The 24,920-nt window shown below is 45.6% G+C and carries 23 protein-coding genes and 1 other annotated feature; of the genes, 22 read left to right on the forward strand and 1 reads right to left on the reverse strand.

The features are described from left to right. Position 1 precedes the first annotated feature (1 nt). The 17 genes from QY97_RS00790 (at position 2) to pyrE (ending at position 18,035) form a co-directional block, all read left to right on the forward strand. A complete protein-coding gene (locus QY97_RS00790) occupies positions 2–673 on the forward strand; it encodes a YggS family pyridoxal phosphate-dependent enzyme (protein ID WP_039231990.1) in 672 nt (223 codons plus the stop codon). A 17-nt stretch (positions 674–690) separates the two neighbouring features. After that, positions 691–1,131 carry a cell division protein SepF gene (locus QY97_RS00795; protein ID WP_039231992.1) on the forward strand — a complete coding sequence of 147 codons (441 nt, stop codon included), beginning with the start codon at positions 691–693 and terminating at the stop codon, positions 1,129–1,131. 5 nt (positions 1,132–1,136) lie between these two features. After that, on the forward strand, positions 1,137–1,400 hold the full coding sequence (locus tag QY97_RS00800; RefSeq protein ID WP_039231993.1) for a YggT family protein: 264 nt from the start codon (positions 1,137–1,139) through the stop codon (positions 1,398–1,400). Positions 1,401–1,481: 81 nt separating this feature from the next. Continuing rightward, positions 1,482–2,258, forward strand: coding sequence for a YlmH family RNA-binding protein (locus QY97_RS00805; protein WP_039231996.1), 777 nt, complete (start codon positions 1,482–1,484; stop codon positions 2,256–2,258). 110 nt (positions 2,259–2,368) lie between these two features. After that, positions 2,369–2,893: a DivIVA domain-containing protein gene (locus QY97_RS00810; protein WP_039231999.1), complete on the forward strand. Its 525-nt coding sequence runs from the start codon at positions 2,369–2,371 to the stop codon at positions 2,891–2,893. A 54-nt stretch (positions 2,894–2,947) separates the two neighbouring features. Next, positions 2,948–3,170 (forward strand) — a binding site (T-box leader). Positions 3,171–3,240: 70 nt separating this feature from the next. Next, positions 3,241–6,009: an isoleucine--tRNA ligase gene (gene ileS, locus QY97_RS00815; protein ID WP_039232002.1), complete on the forward strand. Its 2,769-nt coding sequence runs from the start codon at positions 3,241–3,243 to the stop codon at positions 6,007–6,009. Between the two features lie 179 nt (positions 6,010–6,188). Next, positions 6,189–6,662: a signal peptidase II gene (gene lspA, locus QY97_RS00820; protein ID WP_039232005.1), complete on the forward strand. Its 474-nt coding sequence runs from the start codon at positions 6,189–6,191 to the stop codon at positions 6,660–6,662. A gap of 28 nt (positions 6,663–6,690) precedes the next feature. Further along, complete coding sequence (locus QY97_RS00825; protein ID WP_408606231.1) at positions 6,691–7,560, forward strand: RluA family pseudouridine synthase; 870 nt, start codon at positions 6,691–6,693, stop codon at positions 7,558–7,560. Positions 7,561–7,755: 195 nt separating this feature from the next. Next, the gene (gene pyrR / locus QY97_RS00830; protein WP_039232013.1) at positions 7,756–8,292 is read left to right on the forward strand and encodes a bifunctional pyr operon transcriptional regulator/uracil phosphoribosyltransferase PyrR; all 537 of its coding nucleotides are present in this window, start codon (positions 7,756–7,758) and stop codon (positions 8,290–8,292) included. Between the two features lie 246 nt (positions 8,293–8,538). After that, positions 8,539–9,471, forward strand: a complete 933-nt coding sequence (locus tag QY97_RS00835) for an aspartate carbamoyltransferase catalytic subunit (RefSeq protein ID WP_039232016.1) — start codon at positions 8,539–8,541, stop codon at positions 9,469–9,471. After that, entirely contained in the window at positions 9,434–10,720 is a 1,287-nt protein-coding gene (locus tag QY97_RS00840) for a dihydroorotase (protein WP_039232019.1), read from the forward strand. Before QY97_RS00835 ends, QY97_RS00840 begins: the two co-directional genes overlap by 38 nt. Next, complete coding sequence (locus QY97_RS00845) at positions 10,717–11,808, forward strand: carbamoyl phosphate synthase small subunit (RefSeq protein WP_039232230.1); 1,092 nt, start codon at positions 10,717–10,719, stop codon at positions 11,806–11,808. The genes QY97_RS00840 and QY97_RS00845 overlap by 4 nt, the downstream gene beginning before the upstream one ends. Further along, the gene (gene carB, locus QY97_RS00850; protein WP_039232022.1) at positions 11,801–15,019 is read left to right on the forward strand and encodes a carbamoyl-phosphate synthase large subunit; all 3,219 of its coding nucleotides are present in this window, start codon (positions 11,801–11,803) and stop codon (positions 15,017–15,019) included. The genes QY97_RS00845 and carB overlap by 8 nt, the downstream gene beginning before the upstream one ends. Next, a complete protein-coding gene (locus QY97_RS00855) occupies positions 15,016–15,795 on the forward strand; it encodes a dihydroorotate dehydrogenase electron transfer subunit (protein ID WP_039232025.1) in 780 nt (259 codons plus the stop codon). Before carB ends, QY97_RS00855 begins: the two co-directional genes overlap by 4 nt. Beyond that, positions 15,792–16,733, forward strand: a complete 942-nt coding sequence (locus tag QY97_RS00860) for a dihydroorotate dehydrogenase (RefSeq protein ID WP_039232028.1) — start codon at positions 15,792–15,794, stop codon at positions 16,731–16,733. The genes QY97_RS00855 and QY97_RS00860 overlap by 4 nt, the downstream gene beginning before the upstream one ends. Then, on the forward strand, positions 16,705–17,409 hold the full coding sequence (gene pyrF, locus QY97_RS00865) for an orotidine-5'-phosphate decarboxylase (RefSeq protein WP_039232031.1): 705 nt from the start codon (positions 16,705–16,707) through the stop codon (positions 17,407–17,409). Before QY97_RS00860 ends, pyrF begins: the two co-directional genes overlap by 29 nt. Before the next feature lie 2 nt (positions 17,410–17,411). Further along, entirely contained in the window at positions 17,412–18,035 is a 624-nt protein-coding gene (pyrE, locus tag QY97_RS00870; protein ID WP_039232034.1) for an orotate phosphoribosyltransferase, read from the forward strand. A gap of 39 nt (positions 18,036–18,074) precedes the next feature. Here pyrE and QY97_RS00875 read toward each other — a convergent pair whose 3' ends face one another. Further along, positions 18,075–19,781 (reverse strand): Rqc2 family fibronectin-binding protein, encoded by a 1,707-nt coding sequence (locus QY97_RS00875; RefSeq protein ID WP_039232036.1) that lies wholly within the window; start codon positions 19,779–19,781, stop codon positions 18,075–18,077. Between the two features lie 142 nt (positions 19,782–19,923). Between QY97_RS00875 and QY97_RS00880 the strand changes: the two genes are divergently transcribed. From QY97_RS00880 to rpoZ, 5 genes are all read left to right on the forward strand, one after another. Further along, entirely contained in the window at positions 19,924–22,602 is a 2,679-nt protein-coding gene (locus QY97_RS00880) for a cation-translocating P-type ATPase (protein WP_039232234.1), read from the forward strand. Between the two features lie 78 nt (positions 22,603–22,680). After that, a complete protein-coding gene (locus QY97_RS00885) occupies positions 22,681–23,556 on the forward strand; it encodes a YicC/YloC family endoribonuclease (protein WP_039232237.1) in 876 nt (291 codons plus the stop codon). A gap of 51 nt (positions 23,557–23,607) precedes the next feature. After that, positions 23,608–23,871, forward strand: a complete 264-nt coding sequence (remA, locus tag QY97_RS00890; RefSeq protein ID WP_039232038.1) for an extracellular matrix/biofilm regulator RemA — start codon at positions 23,608–23,610, stop codon at positions 23,869–23,871. A gap of 7 nt (positions 23,872–23,878) precedes the next feature. Further along, on the forward strand, positions 23,879–24,493 hold the full coding sequence (gene gmk, locus QY97_RS00895) for a guanylate kinase (protein ID WP_039232040.1): 615 nt from the start codon (positions 23,879–23,881) through the stop codon (positions 24,491–24,493). 1 nt (position 24,494) lies between these two features. Continuing rightward, a complete protein-coding gene (gene rpoZ, locus QY97_RS00900) occupies positions 24,495–24,722 on the forward strand; it encodes a DNA-directed RNA polymerase subunit omega (RefSeq protein WP_039232042.1) in 228 nt (75 codons plus the stop codon). Positions 24,723–24,920: the final 198 nt, after the last annotated feature.

Here is a 24,920-nt window from a genome sequence, read left to right on the forward strand (position 1 = left end):
CATGAAAGTAGCAGATAAATGGCAAAATGTAAAACAACAAATCGAGGCGGCTTGCGAGAGAGCAGGCAGACAAGCCGAAGAAGTAACCGTCATTGCTGTAACGAAATATGTATCGACAGAAAGAGCGCAAGAAGCATTAGAAGCAGGTCTGCGTCATTTTGGAGAAAACAGGGATGAAGGACTCCTTGAGAAATGGAACAACCTGGGAGACAAGCCGGTTTGGCATTTTATTGGAACGCTGCAGTCAAGAAAGGTGAAAAACATCGTTGGTAAAGTTTCCTATATTCATTCACTTGATCGCCTCTCGCTGGCAAAGGAAATTCACAAGCGGGCAGAACAGCCGATTAACTGTCTTGTGCAGGTGAATGTGTCAGGAGAAGAATCTAAGCATGGGATATCTCCAGAGGAAGTGATTCCCTTTATTCAACAGCTGGCTCAGTATGATCGGATCACTGTAAACGGACTTATGACAATGGCTCCTTTAACAGATGACGAAGAGGTACTTAGAGGCTGTTTCCGCAAGCTCAAGCAGCTTCAAGAAGAAGTGCAAAAGCTGGATCTGTCTTATGCACCGTGCGCAGAGCTCTCTATGGGCATGAGCAATGATTACTCAATCGCCATAGAAGAAGGTGCAACGATGGTAAGAATCGGTACTGCCCTTGTAGGTGAATAAACCGGGGAGGTGATGTGATGGGAATCAAGTCTAAGTTTAAATCTCTTTTTCTTTTAGATGACGATGACTATCAGCTCATGGAAGAGGCCGAGGCGCCTGAAATGGAACAGGTACCGCATTCTCAAACAGCAAAAAAGAACGTTGTTAGTTTAAAAAGTGTGCAAAAATCCTCAAGCTCAAAGGTCATTCTCAGTGAACCCCGGGTATTCGCAGAAGCGCAAGAAATTGCTGATCATCTGAAGTACAAAAAAGCAGTGATTATTAATCTGCAGAGAATTCAGCATGACCAAGCTAAAAGAGTTATTGACTTTTTGAGCGGTACGGTATACGCCGTTGGAGGAGAAATTCAGCAGCTCGGCCCGAAAATTTTTCTTTGTACACCTGAGAATGTAGAGGTCGATGGAAGCATTACTCAATTTTTAGCGGAAGACGATATTGACAATACGAGGTGGCCATAAGCAGTATGGAATTTATTATTGTAGTATTGATGCAACTTATTAACCTATATTCATGGGCGCTCATCATCTACATTTTGATGTCCTGGTTTCCGAATGCGCGTGAGACATCAATTGGCCGTTTTTTGGCTAGGATCTGTGAGCCCTACTTGGACCCGTTCAGAAAGATCATTCCGCCGCTTGGAATGATTGACATTTCTCCAATTGTTGCTTTCATCGTACTAAATTTAGCAACAAGAGGACTGGCCCAGATAGCGCAGTGGGCAATTTAATAAGCTTCATGAAAGAAAGGGAGCCGCAAGCTTCCTTTTTTGCTTTTTAGGGCAGAATGATAATAACAAGGAGGGCAAAGCATGTCATCCATTTATCAGCACTTCCGGCCGGAAGAGAAAGAATTTATTGATCAAGTGCTTGAGTGGAAAAGAGAAGTAGAAGAAAGGTATGCACCAAAGCTAACGGATTTTCTTGACCCGAGAGAACAGGAAATTATCCGCTCACTAATTGGAGCACAAGGTGAAACAGCGGTATCTTTCTTCGGAGGAACTGCAGAAGCAGAAAGAAAAAGAGCCTTGATTTATCCAGATTATTTCATACCTGAAGAAAGTGATTTCTCCGTTGTATTATTTGAGATTCATTATCCCGAAAAGTTTGTGTCGCTTTCTCACCCGCACGTGCTTGGGAACCTAATGGGCCTGGGGCTGCGTCGCGGGAAATTTGGCGATATTATCCTCAGTCAAAATAGAGTCCAATTTTTTGCGGCTCAGGAAATAGACAACTACATAGAACTGCATTTGACCCAGGTTGGAAAAATAAATGTTACGCTGAGCAAGCAGCCTTTCCATAAGGTGGCGGCGAAACAGGAGGACTGGAAAGAAATGAGCTGCACGGTGAGCTCCCTTCGGCTGGATGCCGTTATATCCGCTTTCACAAACCAGTCCAGACAGAAAGCGCAGACATGGGTGAGGAGCGGGCTGGTTAAAGTTAATTGGAAGCAAATAGAGAACCCAGCTTTTGAATGTGCAGAAGGGGATGTATTGTCTGTTCGAGGAGCAGGAAGAGCCAAGCTGCTTCGTTTAGAAGGAAAGACAAAAAAAGAAAAATGGCGCATTTCTTTAGGAATCTTGAAATAAATAAGGAAAAATGCAAGGATTATTACCACAAACCGTAGAAAAACCTTTATAATAGGAAGCGTTAATATATAAACTTTTGTTCATTAGAGATTTGCAGTGGAGGTGGGCTTATGCCTTTAACGCCGTTAGATATATATAATAAAGAGTTCAGCCGTGGATTTCGCGGCTATGATGAAGATGAGGTTAACAGCTTTTTAAACCAGATTATTAAGGATTATGAGCTGCTTATTAGAGAGAAGAAAGAGCTTGAGGAACGGCTTAAGCTTCAGGAGGAACGGCTGAATCACTTTACCAGTATTGAAGAAGCGCTGAACAAGTCGATTTCGGTTGCACAGGAATCTGGCGAAGAAGTAAAGAAAAACGCTTATAAGGAAGCTCAATTGATTGTAAAAGAGGCAGAGAAGAATGCGGACCGCATCGTCAATGAATCGCTCACAAAAGCCAGAAAAGTGGCGATTGAGGTTGAGGATTTAAAGAAGCAGTCTAAGGTTCTTCGCGCTCGTTTGAAGCTCCTGATGGAAGCACAGCTTGAGCTGCTCAACAATGATGATTGGGACAAGCTAATGGAGTTTGAAGTGGATAACACGGAAATCCAGCGGCTATCTGAATCAGATCTTTCGAAAACGGAAGCGTGAGCTTGACGAATAAGCGGGCAATTCATATAATTGAAACATTATAAGGCGAATAGTGACAACGCGATGATAGGGACAGTACATTTTTTAGCTGTTTAAGCGAGTCGGGGAATGGTGAAAGCCCGGCAGAGGCGAAAAATGGAAGATCACCCTGGAGCGCTCTTTTCGAACGGGATCCTACTAGAGAAGAGCGGGTCATTCACGATACGAATGCTTAAGTGAACATGGCGTTGCTATGTTAATCAGGGTGGTACCGCGGGAAAACCTTCTCGTCCCTTTTTTAGGGATGGGAAGGTTTTTTGTTTTGTCTATGAATGGTTATAAAGATACGTAATCAAGGAGGAGCTATGATGGAATACAAAGATACATTGCTAATGCCAAAAACTGAGTTTCCAATGCGAGGCAATTTGCCGAAGCGTGAACCGGCGATGCAGGAAAAGTGGAATGAAATAAACATCTACCAAAAGGTGCAGGAACGGACGAAAGGCCGGCCGATGTTTGTGCTGCATGACGGTCCTCCGTATGCCAATGGTGATATTCATATGGGACACGCCATGAACAAAATTTTAAAGGATTTCATTGTTCGATATAAGTCAATGAGCGGCTACCATGCGCCTTACGTGCCAGGTTGGGATACACATGGCTTGCCTATCGAACAGGCGCTGACCAATAAAGGGGTTAACCGTAAGGAGATGACGGTTGCTGAGTTCCGCAAGCTGTGTGAAGAATACGCTTATGAGCAGATTGCCGGCCAAAAGGAGCAGTTTAAGCGCTTAGGTGTGCGGGGGGATTGGGAAAACCCTTATATTACACTGAAGAAAGAATACGAAGCCGAGCAAATTAAAGTATTCGGTGAAATGGCCAAGAAGGGATACATTTACAAAGGACAGCGTCCGGTGTACTGGTCTCCTTCCAGTGAATCTGCTTTAGCTGAAGCGGAGATTGAATATAAGGACAAGCGCTCTCCTTCTATTTACGTTGCCTTTGACGTAAAAGACGGAAAAGGTGTGCTTGAAGAGGGAACAAAGATTGTTATCTGGACAACAACTCCTTGGACAATTCCAGCCAATCTCGGGATCTCCGTGCATCCAGATTTGACGTATGCAGTTGTAGCTGCGAATGATGAACAGTATGTCATTGTAGAAGAGCTGGTAGAAGAAGTAGCGGCTAAAGTAGGATGGGAGTCGCCTGAAATTGTGAGAAAGGTAAAAGGCGCTGAGCTTGAATATGTAACAGCGAAGCATCCGCTTTATGACCGCGAATCACTAGTCATGCTTGGAGAGCATGTAACAACAGATTCCGGTACGGGCTGTGTTCATACAGCGCCAGGACACGGGGAAGATGACTTTGTTGTCGGCAAGAAATATGGATTAGATGTTCTTTGCCCAGTTAATGACCGTGGAGTTATGACGGAGGAGGCTCCTGGATTCGAAGGGTTATTCTACGACAGCGCTAATAAGCCGATCACAGAAAAGCTGGAAGAGGCAGGAGCTTTACTGAAGCTGGAATTCTTTACACATTCTTACCCGCATGATTGGCGGACGAAGAAGCCGGTTATTTTCCGTGCAACCGCTCAATGGTTTGCTTCTATTGATAAGTTCCGTGACGACCTTCTTGAGGCAGTCAAGGAAACGAAATGGGTGCCGGCCTGGGGAGAAATACGTCTATTTAACATGGTGCGTGACCGAGGAGATTGGTGTATTTCTCGTCAGCGTGCCTGGGGGGTACCGATTCCGGTATTCTATGCAGAAAATAATGAGCCGATCATCACTGATGAAACGATTGCCCATATTTCCAACTTGTTCCGTGAGCATGGCTCTAATATTTGGTTTGAACGGGAAGCAAAAGATCTTCTGCCAGAAGGGTTTACACATCCTGGAAGCCCGAACGGCCAATTCACGAAAGAAATGGATATTATGGATGTATGGTTTGATTCCGGCTCTTCCCACCAGGCGGTTTTAGAAGAACGTGATGATCTCGTTCGTCCGGCTGATTTATATTTAGAAGGCTCTGACCAATACCGGGGCTGGTTCAACTCTTCTTTAACAACTGGAGTGGCTGTAACCGGAAAGGCGCCATATAAGGGAGTCTTAAGCCATGGGTTTGCTCTGGACGGTGAAGGACGCAAAATGAGTAAGTCACTTGGAAATGTGGTGATTCCAGCTAAAGTCATGAAGCAGCTTGGTGCGGATATCTTGCGTTTATGGGTAGCCTCTGTTGACTTCCAAGCTGATGTGCGTATTTCAGACAACATTCTTAAGCAAGTAGCAGAAGTGTATCGGAAAATCCGTAACACGTTCCGTTTCCTGCTTGGTAACCTTGCAGACTTCGAACCGGGGCGGGATGCGGTAGCCTACGGAAATCTGCGTGAAGTAGACCAATTTATGCTTGTAAAATTAAATGAATTAGTGAAAGACGTGCACCGTTATTATGATAACTACGAATTTGCAGCCATTTATCATGCTGTTAACAACTTCTGTACGGTGGATCTTAGCGCCTTTTATCTGGATTTTGCGAAGGATATTTTGTACATCGAACCGGAAAATCATCAGGATCGCCGTGCCATTCAAACGGTGCTCTATGAAACATTGCTTGCTTTAACGAAGATTCTTTCTCCAATTCTTTCCCATACAACAGACGAGGTGTGGGCGTACATTCCAGGTGTAGAAGAGGAGAGCGTTCAGCTGACGGACATGCCGGAACCAAAAGAAATGCCTGAAGCAGAAGCTTTGAAAGAGAAGTGGACCAAGTTTATGAAGCTTCGCGATGATGTACTGAAAGCCCTTGAGGAAGCACGTAATGAAAAGGTAATCGGAAAATCGCTGACCGCAAAAGTCACTTTGTATGCTGATGAGGAGACAAAGGCACTTCTTAAATCTATTGAAGAAGATGTGAAGCAGCTTCTGATCATTTCCGGCTTTGAGCAAGGAGGCTCTCTTGCTGATGCACCGGAGCATGCGTTGAAATTCGAGCATGCCGCAGTCGTGGTGGAAAAGGCAGAAGGCGAAACATGTGAGCGCTGCTGGATTGTTTCGACAGACGTCGGTGAAAATGATGCACACCCAACACTATGCTCCCGTTGTGCGGATGTTGTGTCTAACCATTATACAGAAGTGTAATCAGTGCAGTAAGACAGTCGGTTCAACAGTTTGCAATCAAAGCTGTCCTGAGGGTGTCGATAGCGACACGCTGCTTCAGGGCAGCTTTTTGCTTTTACATCTGGCTTATACACTTGGTAGAATAGACATAGTATTCGTTTAAAATGTACAGATAAGTGAATAAAAATGGAGGAATCCCTTTGTATTATTTATTGGCTTTACTGGTTATTTTGCTGGACCAGTGGACAAAGTGGCTTATCGTAAAAAGTATGGAAATCGGTGAGAGCATTGAAATAGTGAGAGACTTTTTCTATATTACATCTCACCGTAATCGGGGAGCAGCCTGGGGGATGCTTGAAGGGCAGCTTTGGCTGTTTTATATTATTACCGTAGTTGTCGTCGCAGGAATTATTTATTATATGCAAACAGAAGCTAAAGACAAGCCGCTTATTAAGATCTCACTGGCCTTCCTGCTCGGAGGAGCTATCGGGAATTTCATCGATCGGCTGTTCCGCAAAGAAGTTGTTGATTTCTTAAATACGTACATCTTTAGTTACGATTTCCCGATCTTTAACATTGCTGATGCCTCCTTGACAATTGGAGTCATCCTATTAATGGCCGCTATGCTGATCGAAGATAAAAAGGAAAAGAGGAAGATGAATGGATCACATTGAACATGTTGTTTCCACAGAAGAAGACCAGATGCGTGTAGATAGAGTTGCCGCAGGACTGAGTGAGGAGTGGTCGCGTGCTCAAGTCCAAGGCTGGATTAAGGAAGGCTTGGTGAAAGTGAATGGCCAGGCCGTTAAATCAAATTATAAATGTGCAGAGGGTGACGAGCTGCTGATTGAAATTCCTGAGCCTGAACCGCTTGATGTAGAAGCAGAGGAAATGCCTTTAGATATTTATTATGAAGATGCCGATGTTCTTGTAGTGAACAAACCGCGCGGTATGGTCGTTCACCCGGCGCCTGGACACTTGACAGGTACACTTGTCAATGGCTTGATGGCCCATTGCAAAGATTTATCCGGAATTAATGGGGTAATGCGCCCAGGTATTGTGCATCGAATTGATAAAGATACATCAGGTTTATTAATGGTGGCGAAGAATGACCTCGCCCATGAGAGGCTTGTACAGCAGCTTGTTGATAAATCTGTTACCCGAAAATATCAAGCAATCGTTCATGGAATCATTCCGCATGATCATGGGACAATCGATGCACCGATTGGCCGTGACCCGAAGGATCGCCAAAGTATGACGATTGTTAACGGCGGAAAGGAAGCAGTCACACACTTTCGAGTGCTCGACCGTTTTAAAGATTTTACACTCGTGGAATGTGTGCTTGAGACAGGACGGACACATCAAATACGGGTGCACATGAAATATATCGGTTATCCGCTTGCAGGGGATCCGAAGTATGGGCCTAGAAAAACATTGAATATTGACGGTCAGGCGCTCCACGCAGGAGTGCTGGGTTTTGTTCACCCGCGCACGGAGGAATATATGGAATTTGAGGCACCGGCCCCGGAAGATTTTAAGCAATTGTTAAAGTTATTGTCGAAAAGCAATTGACAAAGTGTACAAGAAGCAGTAAGCTTAAAGCAGTTGAATAAGACCTTTAAATACAGTCCCGTGAGGCTGAGAAGGTAGCGGATTATAGCACAATTGGAGGAGTAGTGTATTCTTCTCCGCTGTGCACAGCTGTCCTCTCGTCTTGGTGGCGAGAGGATTTTTTTATCACTACCGACTCACGTATGAGGTGATGAAATGGAGAAAGCAATAGTGATGGATGAGCAAGCCATCCGGCGCGCACTTACGCGGGTGGCCCACGAAATTTTAGAAAAGAATAAAGGGATCGAAAACTGCGTGCTGATTGGCATCAAAACGAGAGGCATCTATTTAGCGAAGAGGCTGGCAGAACGAATTAAACAAATTGAAGGGCAGGAAATTCCGGTTGGAGATTTAGATATCACACTTTACCGAGATGACCTTTCCATAAAAACGATCAATCAGGAGCCGCAAGTGAAGGGATCCGACATACCGGTAGATATCACGAATAAGGTTGTTGTCTTAGTAGATGATGTGCTGTATACAGGGAGAACGGTAAGAGCAGCGCTCGATGCCGTAATGGATATTGGCCGGCCTTCTCACATTCAAATGGCCGTACTGGTTGATAGAGGACATCGTGAATTGCCAATACGAGCAGATTATGTAGGGAAGAATATCCCGACTTCCAGCAGTGAACGAATTGTAGTGAAGCTTGAAGAGGTAGATAAGACCGACGCAGTAACTATTCATGAGTAGCAGGCGTTCTTTTTAATAGCTATCCCGTGAGATTAGCAAAAAGAGATGAAGCACTGCCGAATTAGATCATACATCTTCATTTATAAACATGCACAATTTCATAGTACCTTTTAAAAATGTCCAGAGAGGCATTTAAGGGTGTTCAAGTACAGCGTGGAAGGGTTTCATACGGGAACTATACACGCCAACTAAAGGCCACCCTTATAAAAAGGGTGGTTTTTTTATGGAAATGGAGGCGGAAAAGCAATGTTAAGAAATTTAGTTTCAATTAAGGATATGCATAAAGATGAAATTCTGTTAATATTAATGCAGGCGAAAAAATTTGCTCAAGGAGAGCAATGGCACGCCGGCAAGCAAATGTTTGTTGCTAACTTGTTTTTTGAAGCAAGCACACGGACGAAAACAAGCTTTGAAGTCGCTGAAAGAAAGCTGGGATTAGAGGTTATCCCATTTGAAGCGGGAAGCTCCAGCGTTTTAAAAGGTGAAACGCTGCACGATACAGTTCGGACATTGGAATCAATTGGATTAGACGCTGTCGTTATACGCCATGAGGCTGACCGGTATTACGAGCAGCTTATCAATAAAATTAATATCCCAGTAATTAATGCGGGAGACGGCTGCGGCCAGCACCCTACTCAGTGTTTACTCGATTTGTTTACCATCCAGCAGGAATTTGGGCGGTTTGACGGATTGAAGGTTGGAATCGTAGGAGATATCAGACACAGCCGGGTAGCGCGGTCAGATGCAGAAGCGCTTCGCAAACTTGGTGCAGAGGTTCGATTCTCAGGACCGCCAGAGTGGTTTGAAGAGGAATATTTATCAGCTGGTGAATTCGTACCAATGGATAAGCTTGTCGAGGAAGTAGATGTGCTTATGCTTTTACGCATCCAGCATGAACGGCATGACAGCGAAGCAGAAATGACGAAAGAGCAATATCATCAAATGTACGGACTGACTGAAGAGAGAGAGAAGCGAATGAAAACAGGAAGCATTATCATGCATCCGGCACCGGTGAACCGCGGAGTAGAGATTGCCAGCTCGCTTGTAGAATGTGAGCGGTCGCGCATCTTTAAACAAATGGAGAACGGTGTATTCGTCAGAATGGCTGTTTTAAAACAAGTGCTTGAAGGGAGATTGACAAATGAATTGGCTAATCAAAAATGGCAATATTCTTGCTGAGAACGGTGAACTAAAAAAACAGGATATACGCATACAAGGAACAACAATCGCTGAAATGGGCGAGCACTTGGAAGCAAATGGCGAAACGATTGTGGATGCAGAAGGGAAACTCGTACTGCCAGGGCTTATTGATTTGCATGTTCACTTACGCGAGCCTGGCGGCGAACATAAAGAGACGATTGAAACAGGTACGATGGCAGCGGCAGCAGGCGGTTTTACAACCATCGCAGCTATGCCAAACACGCGCCCTGTACCCGATACAGTTGAACATTTATCAGACTTAAATAAAAGAATTGAAGAAACAGCTCATGTACGTGTGCTTCCCTACGCTTCCATTACGATCAGAGAAGCAGGAAAGGAATTAACAGACTTTGCAAGCTTAAAAGAAACAGGCGCTTTCGCCTTCACTGATGATGGAGTAGGGATCCAGCAAGCAGGCATGATGTATGAAGCTATGAAGCAGGCATCGGAAATCGGTGCAGCGGTAGTGGCACATTGTGAGGATAACTCACTTATTTACGGCGGGGCTGTTCATGACGGTGAATTTGCAGAAAAGCACAACATCCCGGGGATCCCATCTATTTGTGAAGCCGTTCATATCGCGAGGGATGTGCTCATTGCTGAAGCAGCGGACTGCCATTACCACGTATGTCATATCAGTACAGAACAATCTGTTCGGTCGGTGCGTGATGCAAAAAGAGCGGGTATCCGTGTGACAGCGGAAGTGACGCCTCACCATTTGCTGCTTTGTGATGAAGACATTCCAGGCGAAGATACGAACTTTAAGATGAACCCGCCGCTGCGCAGCAGAAACGATCAAAAAGCGCTAGTGGAAGGACTGCTTGATGGCACAATCGACTTTATTGCTACCGACCATGCTCCGCACACAGCGGAAGAGAAAGCAGTTGGAATGAAGACAGCACCATTTGGGATTGTCGGTTTAGAAACAGCGTTTCCACTTTTGTACACACATTTGGTAAAGAAAGAGATCATTTCACTGAAGCAGCTTGTAGACTGGATGACAATTAAGCCAGCTGAAGCTTTCGATCTGCCTTATGGCAAGCTTGAAGAAGGAGCGGCGGCGGATATCGTTATCATGGATCTGGAGAGAGAAAAGGAAATCAACCCTGATGAATTCCGTTCAAAAGGAAAGAATACACCATTTGCTGGCTGGATGTGCAGCGGATGGCCGGAAGCTACATTCTCACAAGGAAAACTCGTATGGCAGGAAGGAAAGGTGCAAGCATGAAGAAACAGTTGATACTTGAAGATGGGACTATCTTAGTCGGAAAAGGTTTCGGAAGCGAAGGAGATACAGTAGGAGAGGTCGTGTTCACAACAGGAATGACAGGGTATCAGGAAGTACTATCTGACCCTTCCTATTGCGGACAGATCGTAACCTTTACGTATCCGCTAGTAGGAAACTATGGAATTAACCGAGACGATTTTGAAACGATTCAACCAGCGGTTAAAGGGCTGATCGTTAAAGAAGCAGCTGAATATCCTTCAAACTTCCGCAGTGAGATGTCTCTTAACGAATATTTGAAAATGAAGAACATTCCCGCCATTAGCGGTATTGATACAAGAAAGCTGACAAGAGTCATCCGTCAGCACGGAACATTAAAAGGGGCGATCGTCTCTATCAATGAAAATGCAGAGGAAGTGATCCACCGTCTGCGTGCCACCGTCCTGCCAAAGGATCAGGTAGACCAGGTTTCAACAAAGTCAGCCTACCCGAACCCGGGCCGCGGTTATCGCGTTGTACTGATGGACTTTGGAATGAAGCATGGCATTTTACGGGAATTAAACAATCGTGATTGTGATGTTGTCGTAGTCCCGCATGATACAACAGCCGAAGAAATTCTACAGTTTAAACCAGATGGCATCATGCTCTCCAACGGACCCGGCAACCCGAAAGATGTGCCGCATGCTATTGAAACAGTAAGAGAGTTGATTGGTCAGGTGCCAATCTTCGGAATCTGTCTTGGACATCAGCTGTTTGCTCTTGCTTCAGGGGCAGATACATTCAAACTGAAATTCGGACACCGCGGCTCCAACCATCCGGTAAAGGATTTAGCCACAGGCAAAACAGCGCTCACTTCTCAAAACCACAGCTATGCGGTTAATGAAGAAACGCTGAAAAATACAGAGTTGGAAGTTACACATGTCGCGTTAAACGATGGCACAATCGAAGGAGTGGCTCATAAAGTCTACCCGGCCTTCTCCGTACAATATCATCCAGAAGCTTCACCAGGACCAGAGGATGATAACCACTTATTTGACCGCTTTATCAACATGATGAAAGTAAACGCTGGAAAGGAGATTCAACATGCCTAAACGCACAGATATTCAAAGTATACTCGTCATCGGATCAGGGCCGATTGTCATCGGTCAGGCAGCAGAATTTGACTATGCAGGAACACAAGCCTGCTTAGCTCTTAAAGAGGAAGGCTACCGTGTTATACTGGTAAACTCCAATCCGGCAACTATCATGACCGATACACAAATTGCAGATGCCGTTTACATTGAACCAATCACACTGGAGTTCGTCAGCCGAATCATTCAGAAGGAGCGTCCAGATGCGGTCCTGCCAACGCTCGGTGGGCAGACAGGTTTAAATATGGCTATGGAGCTTTCTAAGGCTGGTGTATTGGAAGAGTACGGCGTTAAAGTGCTTGGTACAGAGCTTTCAGCAATTGAACGAGCAGAAGACCGCGAATTGTTCCGTGATTTAATGAACGAGCTGAATGAACCGGTTCCTGAAAGTGATATCATTCATACTTTAGAAGAAGCATATACGTTCGTTGAAAAAGTGGGATACCCAATCATTGTGCGCCCGGCGTATACACTCGGGGGAACAGGCGGCGGTATTTGTTCCAACGAAGCAGAGATGATTGAAACGGTGAAAAGCGGACTGAAGAACAGCCCGGTGACACAGTGTCTTCTTGAGAAGAGTATTGCGGGCTTTAAGGAAATTGAGTATGAGGTCATGCGTGATTCTAACGATAATGCAATCGTTGTATGTAACATGGAAAACATTGACCCGGTTGGTGTCCACACAGGTGATTCTATCGTAGTTGCACCAAGCCAAACGTTAAGTGACCGTGAGTATCAGATGCTGCGTAATACATCGTTAAAAATCATCCGCGCGCTCGGCATTGAAGGCGGCTGTAACGTACAGCTGGCATTGGATCCTTACAGCTTCCAATACTATGTGATTGAGGTAAACCCTCGTGTCAGCCGTTCATCTGCACTTGCTTCTAAGGCGACAGGTTACCCAATCGCCAAGCTGGCAGCCAAAATTGCTGTTGGCTTGACATTAGATGAGATGATGAATCCGGTAACTGGCAAGACATATGCTTGCTTTGAGCCAGCACTTGATTACATCGTATCTAAAATTCCAAGATGGCCGTTTGATAAGTTCGAATCAGCAAACCGTACACTCGGCACACAAATGAAAGCGACCGGGGAAGTTATGGCGATTGGACGCACCTTTGAAGAGTCACTTCTTAAGGCAGTGCGTTCTCTCGAAAGCGGTGTGTATCACCTAGGCATGGATGAATTAAAGGAAATGGATGATGCTTTCATTGAAAAGCGTATTAGAAAAGCAGGAGACGAGCGCCTCTTCTATCTTGGAGAAGCTCTGCGCCGCGGAATTTCAATCGAAACCATCCACGGGTGGTGCCAAATTGACCTCTTCTTCCTGAAGAAGCTGTCTAACATCGTAGAATTTGAAAAGGAAGTAGCAGCTCATCCGTTTGACCAAGAAACAGCCCAAACGGCAAAGGAAATGGGATTTGCAGACCGTACAATTGCAGAGCTATGGGGAGCATCAGAGAAAGAAGTGTATGACTGGCGCAAAGCAAATGCTATCGTTCCTGTCTATAAAATGGTCGATACCTGCGCGGCAGAATTCGAATCGGCTACACCTTACTATTATGGAACATACGAAGAGGAAAATGAGTCTATCGTGACTGATCGCAAGAAGGTCGTCGTGCTTGGTTCCGGCCCTATCCGTATTGGCCAGGGGGTTGAATTCGACTACGCGACGGTTCACTCCGTATGGGCAATCAAAGAAGCTGGCTACGAGGCAATTATCATTAATAATAACCCGGAGACTGTTTCTACAGATTTCAGTATTTCCGATAAACTGTATTTTGAACCGCTAACCATTGAAGATGTCATGCACATTATTGATTTAGAAAAGCCAGAAGGAGTGGTTGTTCAGTTCGGCGGACAAACAGCCATCAATCTAGCTGATAAGCTGTCTGAGCATGGAGTGAAGATCCTCGGTACATCTCTAGAGGATATTGACCGTGCAGAAAACCGGGACAAATTCGAGCAGGCGCTTGGAGAGCTTGAAATCCCGCAGCCGCTTGGAAAGACAGCCTTCTCTGTAGAGGCTGCCGTGAATATCGCTAACGAAATTGGCTATCCTGTACTGGTTCGTCCATCTTACGTGCTTGGCGGCCGCGCAATGGAGATCGTTTATAAAGAAGAAGAGCTCCTTCACTACATGGAAAATGCCGTAAAGGTAAATCCGGAGCATCCAGTGCTAATTGACCGTTACTTAACAGGCAAAGAAATTGAGGTCGACGCTATTTCGGACGGCACGGACGTAGTCATTCCAGGTATCATGGAGCACATTGAACGTGCTGGTGTGCACTCCGGTGACTCTATTGCTGTGTATCCACCTCAGCAGTTAACGCCAGAGCAAAAGGAAACGATTATCGACTACACGATTCGACTAGCAAAAGGGCTGAAGGTAGTGGGCCTTCTGAATATTCAATATGTCATTTCTAAAGGTGAAGTTTTCGTCATTGAAGTGAATCCGCGCTCAAGCCGTACGGTGCCATTCCTGAGCAAAATTACGAATGTACCGATGGCGAATATTGCAACGAAGGCGATTCTCGGCCAAGCTCTGAAAGAACAAGGCTACGAAACTGGTCTTGTAAAAGAAGAGTCTGGCGTCTTCGTAAAAGTACCGGTCTTCTCTTTTGCTAAGCTTCGCCGTGTGGATACAACACTCGGACCAGAGATGAAATCAACGGGAGAAGTAATGGGCAAAGACAGCACGTTAGAAAAAGCTCTTTACAAAGGTCTCGTAGCAGCGGGAATGAAGATTCCAACTAAGGGAGCTGTATTGATGACAGTAGCCGATAAAGACAAAGAAGAAGCACTGGCTATCGCGAAACGCTTCCATAATATTGGCTATAAGCTAATGGCTACACACGGAACAGCTCAGTATTTAATAGAATCCGGTGTGCCGGCAGAAACAGTAGCAAAGATCGGTGCAAAAGGTCCAGACATTTTGGATACGATCCGTTCAGGAGAGGCACAATTTGTGATTAATACCTTAACAAAAGGCAAACAGCCAGCCCGCGACGGCTTCCGTATTCGCCGGGAAACAGTAGAAAATGGCATTCCGGCCCTGACATCACTGGACACGGCTATAGCTCTTCTGCGCGTGTTGGAGTCTATGATCTTCTCAGCTGAATCGATGCCTGCTGTAAATACTAAAGATGAAGTTGAGGCGGTATTTTCATGATTAATAAGGAATGGATGACTGTCCTTTCTCAAGAAAAAATTGCTGTGAATATATATGAACTAACTCTCAAAGGAGAGTTAGTTCAACAGATGAACGAACCTGGACGGTTCGTTCATCTTAAAGTAAATGAGCAAATGATGCCGCTGCTGCGCCGTCCAATCAGTGTTGCCAGTATCGATAAGGAAAACTCTCAATTCACGATGATCTATCGTGCAGAAGGCGAAGGAACAAAGCTCCTAGCTCAGAAAAAAGCAGGAGAAACCATTGACGTGCTCGGCCCGCTTGGAAATGGGTTTCCGGTAGAAGCAGCACAGCCAGGGGACACCGCTTTATTAGTTGGCGGGGGAATCGGTGTCCCGCCGCTTTACGAGCTCTCTAAGCAGCTGAACGAGCGTGGGGTAAGGACCATTCATGTGCTCGGTTTCCAGTCAGCAGACACGTCTTTCTATGTAGAGGCATTCTCAGCGCTCGGCGATACGTATGTAGCAACAGTAGACGGTTCTCTCGGTGTAAAAGGCTTTGTTACAGACGCCATTCAGCAGTACGGTTTAGAAGCGGATATCCTGTATTCATGCGGCCCGCTCCCTATGCTAAGAGCATTGGAAGAAGCGCAGCTAACGAAAAAAGGATTTATTTCCCTTGAAGAAAGAATGGGGTGTGGTATCGGAGCATGCTTCGCTTGTGTATGCCATACGAAGAGTGACCCGACAGGAACGGACTACCGCAAAGTATGCAGTGACGGTCCTGTATTCCCGATAGGAGAGGTGGCATTATGAGCAGATTAGAGACTCAACTACCAGGACTGACGCTAAAGAATCCAATAATGCCCGCATCAGGATGCTTCGGTTTCGGAAGAGAATTCAGCCAGCTTTATGATTTAAACGTGTTAGGATCCATTATGATTAAAGCGACAACAGAAGAAGCCCGCTTCGGCAACCCTACACCGCGTGTAGCTGAAACACCAGGCGGCATGCTAAATGCCATTGGTTTACAAAATCCGGGACTGGAGAAAGTCGTAGAGCAAGAACTGCCGTGGCTGTCTCAGTTTGACCTGCCCATTATCGCCAATGTAGCCGGCTCACAGGTGGAAGATTATGTAGAAGTCGCTCGCACCATTTCTCAGGTGGAAAATGTTCATGCTCTAGAGCTGAATATCTCTTGTCCGAACGTCAAAACGGGCGGCATTGCTTTCGGAACCGTACCCGAAACAGCCAGGCACTTAACGAAAATGGTAAAAGAGGTTTCTGAAGTACCCGTGTATGTTAAGCTTTCTCCAAACGTTTCCAATATTGTAGAAATGGCAAAGGCGGTGGAAGACGGCGGGGCTGATGGCTTAACTATGATCAACACCCTGGTAGGCATGAGAATTGATGTGAAGACAGGTAATCCAATTTTAGCCAATCGTACGGGAGGATTATCTGGCCCAGCGATCAAGCCGGTCGCTATCCGCATGATCTACGAGGTCAGCCAGCAGACAGACCTGCCGATCATTGGTATGGGCGGTATTTCTACGGTAGAGGATATTATTGAATTCTACCTGGCAGGTGCCAGCGCCGTGGCAGTCGGAACAGCGAACTTTGCAAATCCTTTCATTTGCCCGGAACTAATCGAAGGGGTAGAGCAGTACTTGATCGACAACAAAATTGATCATATCAGCGATTTATCAGGAAGGAGCTGGAAAAAAGATGTCAAGAGAGCCTATCATTGCTCTTGATTTCCCGACATGGGAGAAGACCGAGCGATTCCTGAAACCATTTGAAAATGAATCGTTATATGTAAAAGTGGGAATGGAGCTTTACCTGCAAAATGGCCCTTTCATCGTCGAACAGATTAAACAAATGAATCACCGTATTTTTTTAGACTTAAAGTTGCATGATATTCCTAACACGGTCGGGCAGGCAATGAAGGGGCTAGCTGGCTTAGGTGTAGACATGATCAATGTCCATGCAGCAGGCGGCCAAAAAATGATTGAAGCAGCAAGAGAGGGACTAGAGCAGGGAGCCACAGGTACACGCCCTATTCTTCTTGCAGTTACTCAGCTTACTTCGACTTCTGAAGGACAGATGAATAAAGAACAGCTTATACCGGTCTCTCTTGAGGAATCGGTGCTTCACTATGCCAAGCTAACGAAGGCAGCAGGAGCTGACGGTGTTGTTTGTTCGGTTCATGAAGCAGCAGCGATTAGTGAGGCATGCGGAACGGAATTTTTGAAAGTAACACCAGGGATACGCATGAAGGAGGATGACGCAAACGACCAGCAGCGTGTAGCAGATCCGGCACTTGCCCGGACACTTGGCTCCTCTATGATTGTTGTTGGCCGTTCGATTACAAAGTCAGAGAACCCGATCGAAGCGTATCGAAAAGTAAAGCAGCAGTGGGAAGGGGAATAAGGATGTTAAATAAAGAAATAGCCCAGAAATTGTTGGAGATTAAAGCGGTATTCTTGCAGCCGAATGAGCCATTTACATGGTCGTCAGGGATTAAATCACCTATTTATTGCGATAATCGGCTGACATTGTCCTATCCAGACACGAGGAAAGCAATTGCTAAAGGCCTTGTTTCTTTAATTGAAGAGCATTACCCGGAGGCAGAGCTGATTGCTGGTACAGCGACAGCAGGCATTCCGCACGCCGCTTGGGTTAGTGACCTTATGAACCTTCCTATGTGTTACGTGCGCTCTAAGGCGAAAGAGCATGGAAAGGGAAATCAAATTGAAGGAAAAGCTGAAGCAGGAACGAAGGTAGTTGTTGTGGAGGACTTAATTTCTACTGGAGGAAGTGCGATTAAAGCAGTTGAAGCTCTTCGTGAAGCAGGATGTGAAGTGCTTGGAATCGCTGCGATCTTTACATACGAGCTGGAGTCCGGAAAGGAAAAGCTAGCGGATAGCGATATAACGGCCCATAGTCTAAGCAATTATTCTTCCTTAATTGAAGTAGCTGTTGAGAAGGAATATGTGCAGGAACGGGATTTAGAAACGCTGCGTAAATGGAAAGAAAATCCTTCCAATTGGGAATAAATAAGAAATAGCCACCGCTCAATTAGCGGTGGCTATTTCTTATTGTTTCATCGAAAGTACAAGATCTTCATTCGGTGTCACATAGACGGTTTGCTGGTTATCGTAAATGACGAATCCGGGCTTAGCACCGCTTGGTTTTTTCACGTGCCGCACTTTTGTAAAGTCAACAGGTACGGAGCTCGAAGATTTTGCTTTACTGAAATAGGCAGCCAGATTAGCGGCTTCGAGAATGGCTTGCTCAGAAGGGGCATCACTCCGAATAACGACATGAGAGCCTGGAATATCCTTTGTATGCAGCCAAACGTCATCTCGGCGAGCAAGCTTATTCGTTAAATAATCATTTTGCTTATTGTTTTTTCCAACATATACGAGTGTCCCGTCGCTTGTTTCATATGTTTCCAATTCAGGCTTGTGGTGAGCAGGCTTCTTTTTCTTCGTGATTCTAGCCTTCATATATCCTTCTTCGATCAGCTCTTCCCGAATTTCTTCGATATCCTTCGGTGAGGCAGATTCGATTTGCTGCAACAGATGATCCAAGTAGAGGATTTCTTCCTTTGTACTCTCAATTTGCTCATTTACTGCCACGACGGCATTCTTCGCCTTTTGATATTTGGAGAACCATTGCTGGGCATTTTCTGAAGGGGTCTTTTGCGGATCGAGCGGAATGGTAAGGGTGCCTCCGTTCTCATCGTAGTAATTAGTGACCTCAATTTCCTTCATTCCCTTTTCAACTGCATACAGATGGGCAGTCAGCAGTTCGCCATAGAGTTGAAGGTGATCAGCATTTTCAGCTTCCTCCAACGTGCGTCTAAGCTTAACCAGCTTCGCTTCATTCTTCTCTTTTTCGTTCTTGATGAAACGTTCGATATCATTGGCTTGCTGCCGCACTCTATCCCGGTCCGCCTTCCCTACGTAAAAGCGGTCTAGCAATTCGCTTAGTGAATCAAAAAGCTTCCGGTTCCCTGTTAAATGATTTAAGTCTTTAAAGTAGAAGTGTGTTTTGTCCTCCTGCTCGATCAGCACAGGTGTATATTCATGTTTCCGGCTTGCTTCCATTTCATTTATGAAGGCCTTCGGCAGTGTCTCGCGGTTCGCCATCCCGCTTTGAAATACAATTTCCTTCGCCATGAGCGGTGAAAGGCCGGCAAAACGGGCGACCAGCTGTCGATCAATCCGTCCGCTGTTAAAATCTACCTGTCGCAGCACATCTTCAGAACCGGCTTCCAGCGGATTTAATTTATCCTGGGCAGGAGGAAAAACATATTCATGACCGGGGAGTACGGTACGGTAGCTATTCACTGCCGCTGAAACGTGCTTTACGCTGTCAATAATCGTCTTCTTATTTTCATCCACAAGTACAATATTGCTGTGGCGACCCATTATTTCAACGAAAAGCTGCTTATAGGCTGTATCTCCGATTTCATTCTTTCCTTTGAAGCGCAGGATCACCAAACGGTCTAATCCAGCCTGTTCCACAGATTCAAGAATCGCCCCTTCTAAATGTTTTCGCAGCATCATGCAAAAAAGCGGAGGTTCCTTTGGATTCTCATATGACTCCTCTGTCATCTGTACACGGGCGTAAGAAGGGTGTGCGGAAAGCAAAAGCTTGCGGTTTTTGCCTTTAGCCCGAATATTTATGACGATCTCGTTTTTGTAAGGCTGGTGAATCTTGTTTACACGTCCGCCAAGCAGAGTTTCTGATAATTCTTTTGTGATTGCTCTTGTAAATAAACCATCAAATGACATAAGCTGTCTTCCTTTTCTCTCACATTAGTTTGTCGCTTCATATAAAATTGAAAAACTTAATTAAATCATAACATGTTTTCTTCCCGTGCTGAATAATCTTGCTATGAGAGGGATGAGTTTGTCCATTAAAGGGAGTGAAGAAATGAAGTTTCACGAGCTGAAACGAGAAGAAGTAGAATCGCAGCTTCAAACCAGCACTCAGCGCGGCTTGACAACGGAGGAGGCGGAAAAGCGAAGGGAAAAGCACGGCAGTAATGAATTAATGCAAGACAAGCTTCCGTCTGCCTGGATCGTATTCTTTCATCAGTTCAAAGACTTTATGGTCCTGGTGCTTATAGGGGCTACTATCGTCTCTGCCCTAATGGGAGAATACATTGATGCAGCCGCCATTTTTGCTATTATCATCATTAATGGGCTGCTCGGATTCCTGCAGGAAAGAAAAGCTGAAAAGTCTTTGCAGGCGCTGAAGCAGCTGTCAGCTCCTCAATCGCTTGTGTTAAGAGACGGCGAGTGGAAGAAGGTTCAGTCGGCTCATATTGTTCCGGGAGATGTGCTAAAGTTTACGGCGGGTGATCGGATTGGCGCCGATGTCCGGCTGGCCGAGACGATAGACTTAGAAATTGAAGAATCTGCTATGACGGGAGAATCGGTTCCGGTTGAAAAGCATGCCTTGCCCTTAAGAGAAGATGCCCCGGGGTTAGGGGATATGAAAAACATGGCCTTTATGGGCACGCTCGTAACGAGAGGCAGCGGGGTTGGCATCGTAACAGCTATCGGTATGAAAACCGCTATGGGGAATATTGCTTCTATGCTTCAGCAAGCTGGACAAACAGAGACCCCTTTACAGCGAAGGCTGGAGCAGCTTGGAAAAATACTCATTGCGGCTGCCTTATTCTTAACCTTGCTCGTTGTCGTGATTGGACTTGCACAAGGGCATGAGCTCTATACAATGCTTTTAACAGGCGTATCCTTGGCTGTAGCGGCCATACCAGAAGGGCTGCCTGCCATCGTGACGGTTGCTCTGTCTCTCGGTGTTCAGCGCATGATCAAGCAAAAAGCGATCGTTCGGCAATTAGCCGCTGTTGAAACGCTTGGATGCACAACGGTCATATGTTCAGACAAGACAGGAACGATGACACAAAACCAAATGACAGTAACCGATGCTTGGAGCGGCGGCAGGCATTGGCAGATTAGTGGAAAAGGATACGAGCCTAAGGGTAAATTCTTCGAAGGGACAACGGAAATTTCTCCTTCATCAGAAAAAAGCCTCTATCAGCTGCTTACCTTTGGGCTGCTCTGCAATCATGCCGAGCTGAAAACGAAGGAAAATGAGTTCATTATCCAAGGCGACCCGACAGAAGGTGCGCTCTTGACAGCTGCACTAAAAGCTGGATTAAGCCGTGAGCAGCTTTCCCATACCTTTACAATTGAAAAAGAATTTCCCTTTGATTCTAAACGAAAGCGGATGACGGTGATCGTTCGCGATGACAAGGGCAGCCGCTTCGCTGTAACAAAGGGGGCGCCTGACGTTCTGCTGAAAAAGTGCGATTTTGTTCTTTGGGACAAGAAGCGGGAGGTATTCTCTGCTCCCTATCAAAAACAAACGGAAGAAATGCTTCAAGCGCTGGCAGGAAGAGCTCTTCGAGTGATTGCTATTGCTTATAAGCCGCTCCAAGAGGAGAGCCGGGCCAATGAATCGGCGGATGTGGAAGAGGGGATGACATTCATTGGGATGCAGGGAATGATCGATCCTCCGCGCCCTGAGGTAAAGAAAGCTATAGCAGAGTGCCGGCAAGCAGGCGTAAAGACGATAATGATTACAGGAGACCATAAAGAAACGGCTGCTGCGATTGCGAAGGATCTTGGCCTCGCTAACAAATCCTCTCAGATCCTCGACGGGCAAGCATTGAGCGAGTTATCTGAGGAAGAGCTTGAGAAAGCGGCAGAAAAAACCTCCGTATATGCTCGTGTTTCTCCTGAGGATAAGCTGAAGATTGTACGAGCCCTGCAGAACAATGGCCATATTGTCGCGATGACTGGAGACGGAGTGAATGATGCTCCGGCGATTAAAGCGGCGGATATCGGCATTGCAATGGGCATAACCGGAACAGATGTAGCGAAGGAAGCATCCTCTTTAATTCTCGCCAACGACCACTTTGCTACTATTAAGGCAGCAGTGGAAGAGGGAAGAAACATCTATGAGAACATTCGAAAGTTTATCCGCTACCTTTTAGCATCGAATGTCGGGGAAATTCTGGTCATGCTATTTGCGATGATCTTAGCCATGCCGTTGCCGCTCGTTCCTATTCAAATCCTTTGGGTAAACCTGGTGACGGACGGACTGCCGGCATTAGCCCTTGGATTAGATAAAGCAGAAGACGATGTTATGAAGCGGCCGCCCCGGCATCCGAAAGAAGGTGTATTTGCTAGAGGGCTCGGCTGGAAGATTATTTCCCGAGGTTTCTTAATAGGTGCAGCGACCCTTGGTGCCTTCATGATTGTATACAATGGAGAATCAGATAATCTGGTGTATGCACAGACTGTCGCTTTTGCCACACTTGTCACAGCACAGCTGATTCATGTGTTTGATTGCCGCAGCGAGAAGTCGGTACTTGCGCGCAATCCTTTTGGCAATATGTATTTAATTGCCGCTGTGATCTCTTCGTTTCTGCTGATGCTTGCGGTCATTTACATTCCTCAGCTGCAGGTTATTTTCCACACAGTCCCTCTTGAAGCAAGGGAGTGGCTGCTTGTAATGGGGATGGGGGCTTTGCCGACATTTTTGCTGGCCGGGTCGCTTTTTGCAAGAAAAAGAAAATAAAATGTGTTATAATCCAAAAGGTAATAGGGAATGTTCTCTATTGCCTTTTATTATGTTAACAAGGTGTGTGGATGGCTGATGGCAGTGAGTATGACTGGATACGGAAACAGCAAATTAAAGTCAGCCGATTTGTCGGTGATGGTAGAAATGAAGTCGGTGAATCACCGCTTCAGTGAATTCCAAATAAGAATGCCGAGACAATTAATGAAAATTGAAGATAAAATAAGAAAGAAATTGGCATCATACATAAAAAGAGGACGGGTAGAAGTATTCATCACCATTGAAGGAAAAGGTCTCGTTCAACGAACGCTCCAGCCGGATTGGCAGCTGATCGATGAATTCGTCCATCTTGTCAAAGAAGCAGCTGCTAAATATAGCATGCCGGAAACAGTAGAGTGGACGGAGGTATTAAGCCGTCCTGACTTTATCGAAGTGGCAGAGAAAGAAGAAGAAAATGAGACGATCAATGAGCTGATTCTCGAAGCAGTAGGACTTGCAGCTGAACAACTGTACGCGATGAGACAAGCGGAAGGAGAAGAGCTTAAGAAAGACCTGTCCCTTTTGTTAAGCGAGATGGAGAAAGGACTTTCAAATGTGAAAGCGCTGGCGCCTGCCGTGGTAGAAGCCTACAGGGAGCGCTTGGAGCGCCGGATGCAGGAGCTGGCTTCATCTGCCGTTGATAAAGATAGACTAGAAGCAGAAGCAGCTATATTCGCGGAGAAGTCGGATATACATGAAGAATGCGTTCGGCTGGAAAGTCATATTCAGCAATTTCGGCGTACTCTTGAACTGGATGAGCCAATTGGTCGCAAGTTGGACTTTCTCATTCAAGAAATGAATCGCGAGGCAAATACCATCGGTTCGAAAGCCAATGATTCGAAAATCAGTTCAAGTGTGGTGGAATTGAAGACCAGCCTTGAAAAGATGAAAGAGCAAGTGCAAAATATTGAATAAAAAAGAAAAAAGCTGGCAGGGTGAAGACAGCTTTTACATTGGGGGAAGGATATGTCCATTCCATTGATAAATATTGGGTTTGGCAATATGGTGTCGGCGAACCGGATTATTTCTATTGTAAGTCCCGAATCAGCCCCCATTAAGAGGCTTATTCAGGAAGCAAGGGAAGCTCAAACACTCATCGATGCAACGTACGGACGAAGAACGAGAGCGGTCCTGATTATGGACAGCGATCATGTTATTTTATCCGCTGTACAGCCGGAGACCGTTGCCCAGCGTATTGTCTCCACAGAGGAAGTAACCGAAGAAGGGTAGGAAGAAAATGAAAGAAAAAGGATTGCTGATTGTGTTATCAGGTCCTTCTGGAGTGGGAAAAGGGACTGTAAGAAAAGAGCTTTTTTCCAAGCCAGATGTGGCGTTTGAATATTCAATTTCCATGACAACGCGCGCACCGCGTGAGGGTGAAGTAGATGGAGTGGATTATTTTTTTAAGACGAGAGAAGAATTTGAACAGCTGATTGATGACGGAAAGCTGCTGGAGTATGCTGAATTTGTTGGTAACTATTACGGAACCCCGGTAGATTATGTGCGGGAGACGCTTGATGCTGGCAAGGACATTTTCCTCGAAATTGAGGTCCAGGGAGCGAAGCAGGTACGGGAGAAGTTTCCGGAAGGGCTGTTTATCTTCCTTGCTCCGCCGAGTTTATCCGAGCTGTATAACCGTATCGTGAATCGCGGAACAGAAAGCGATGAAGTGATTCAAGGGCGGATGGAGAAGGCTCGTAAGGAAATTGAAATGATGAGCTTGTATGATTACGTCGTGGAAAACGACGAGGTAGAGAAAGCATGTGACCGTATTTTATCTATTGTGGTAGCTGAACATTGCCGCCGGGAGCGTATTCAGCACCGCTACCAAAAAATGTTGGAGAGTGATTAATATGTTGTATCCTTCGATTGATAGCTTGTTAACTAAGATTGATTCCAAATATTCATTGGTCAGCGTGGCTGCTAAGCGTGCGCGCAGCCTGCAGGAGGATGAAACCACTCACCTGCTTGGTTCTTATGTTTCTCATAAGTATGTTGGCCGGGCACTTGAAGAAATTCATGACGGTCAGCTTACAATGAAAGAGAAAGATGCCGGCGAAATATACGAGGATGAAGTCTAAGAGCAAGTAACGCAGCAATCTTCGCAGGTTGTTCTTTTCAGGCTGTTAAGTAATACCTGTTTCCTTTTAGTTAAATCATTTTGCAGTATCAGCCTGAAACTATCAAACAAAGACCGGATGTACAACCTGGATAACAACCTTTTAAAGGTTGTTATTTTTTTACTTAAAACGAGAAGTCATTTCGATTGACCGGCCTTT

Origin of the sequence: Bacillus thermotolerans, from assembly GCF_000812025.2 — a bacterium.
GTDB lineage: Bacteria > Bacillota > Bacilli > Bacillales > Domibacillaceae > Quasibacillus > Quasibacillus thermotolerans.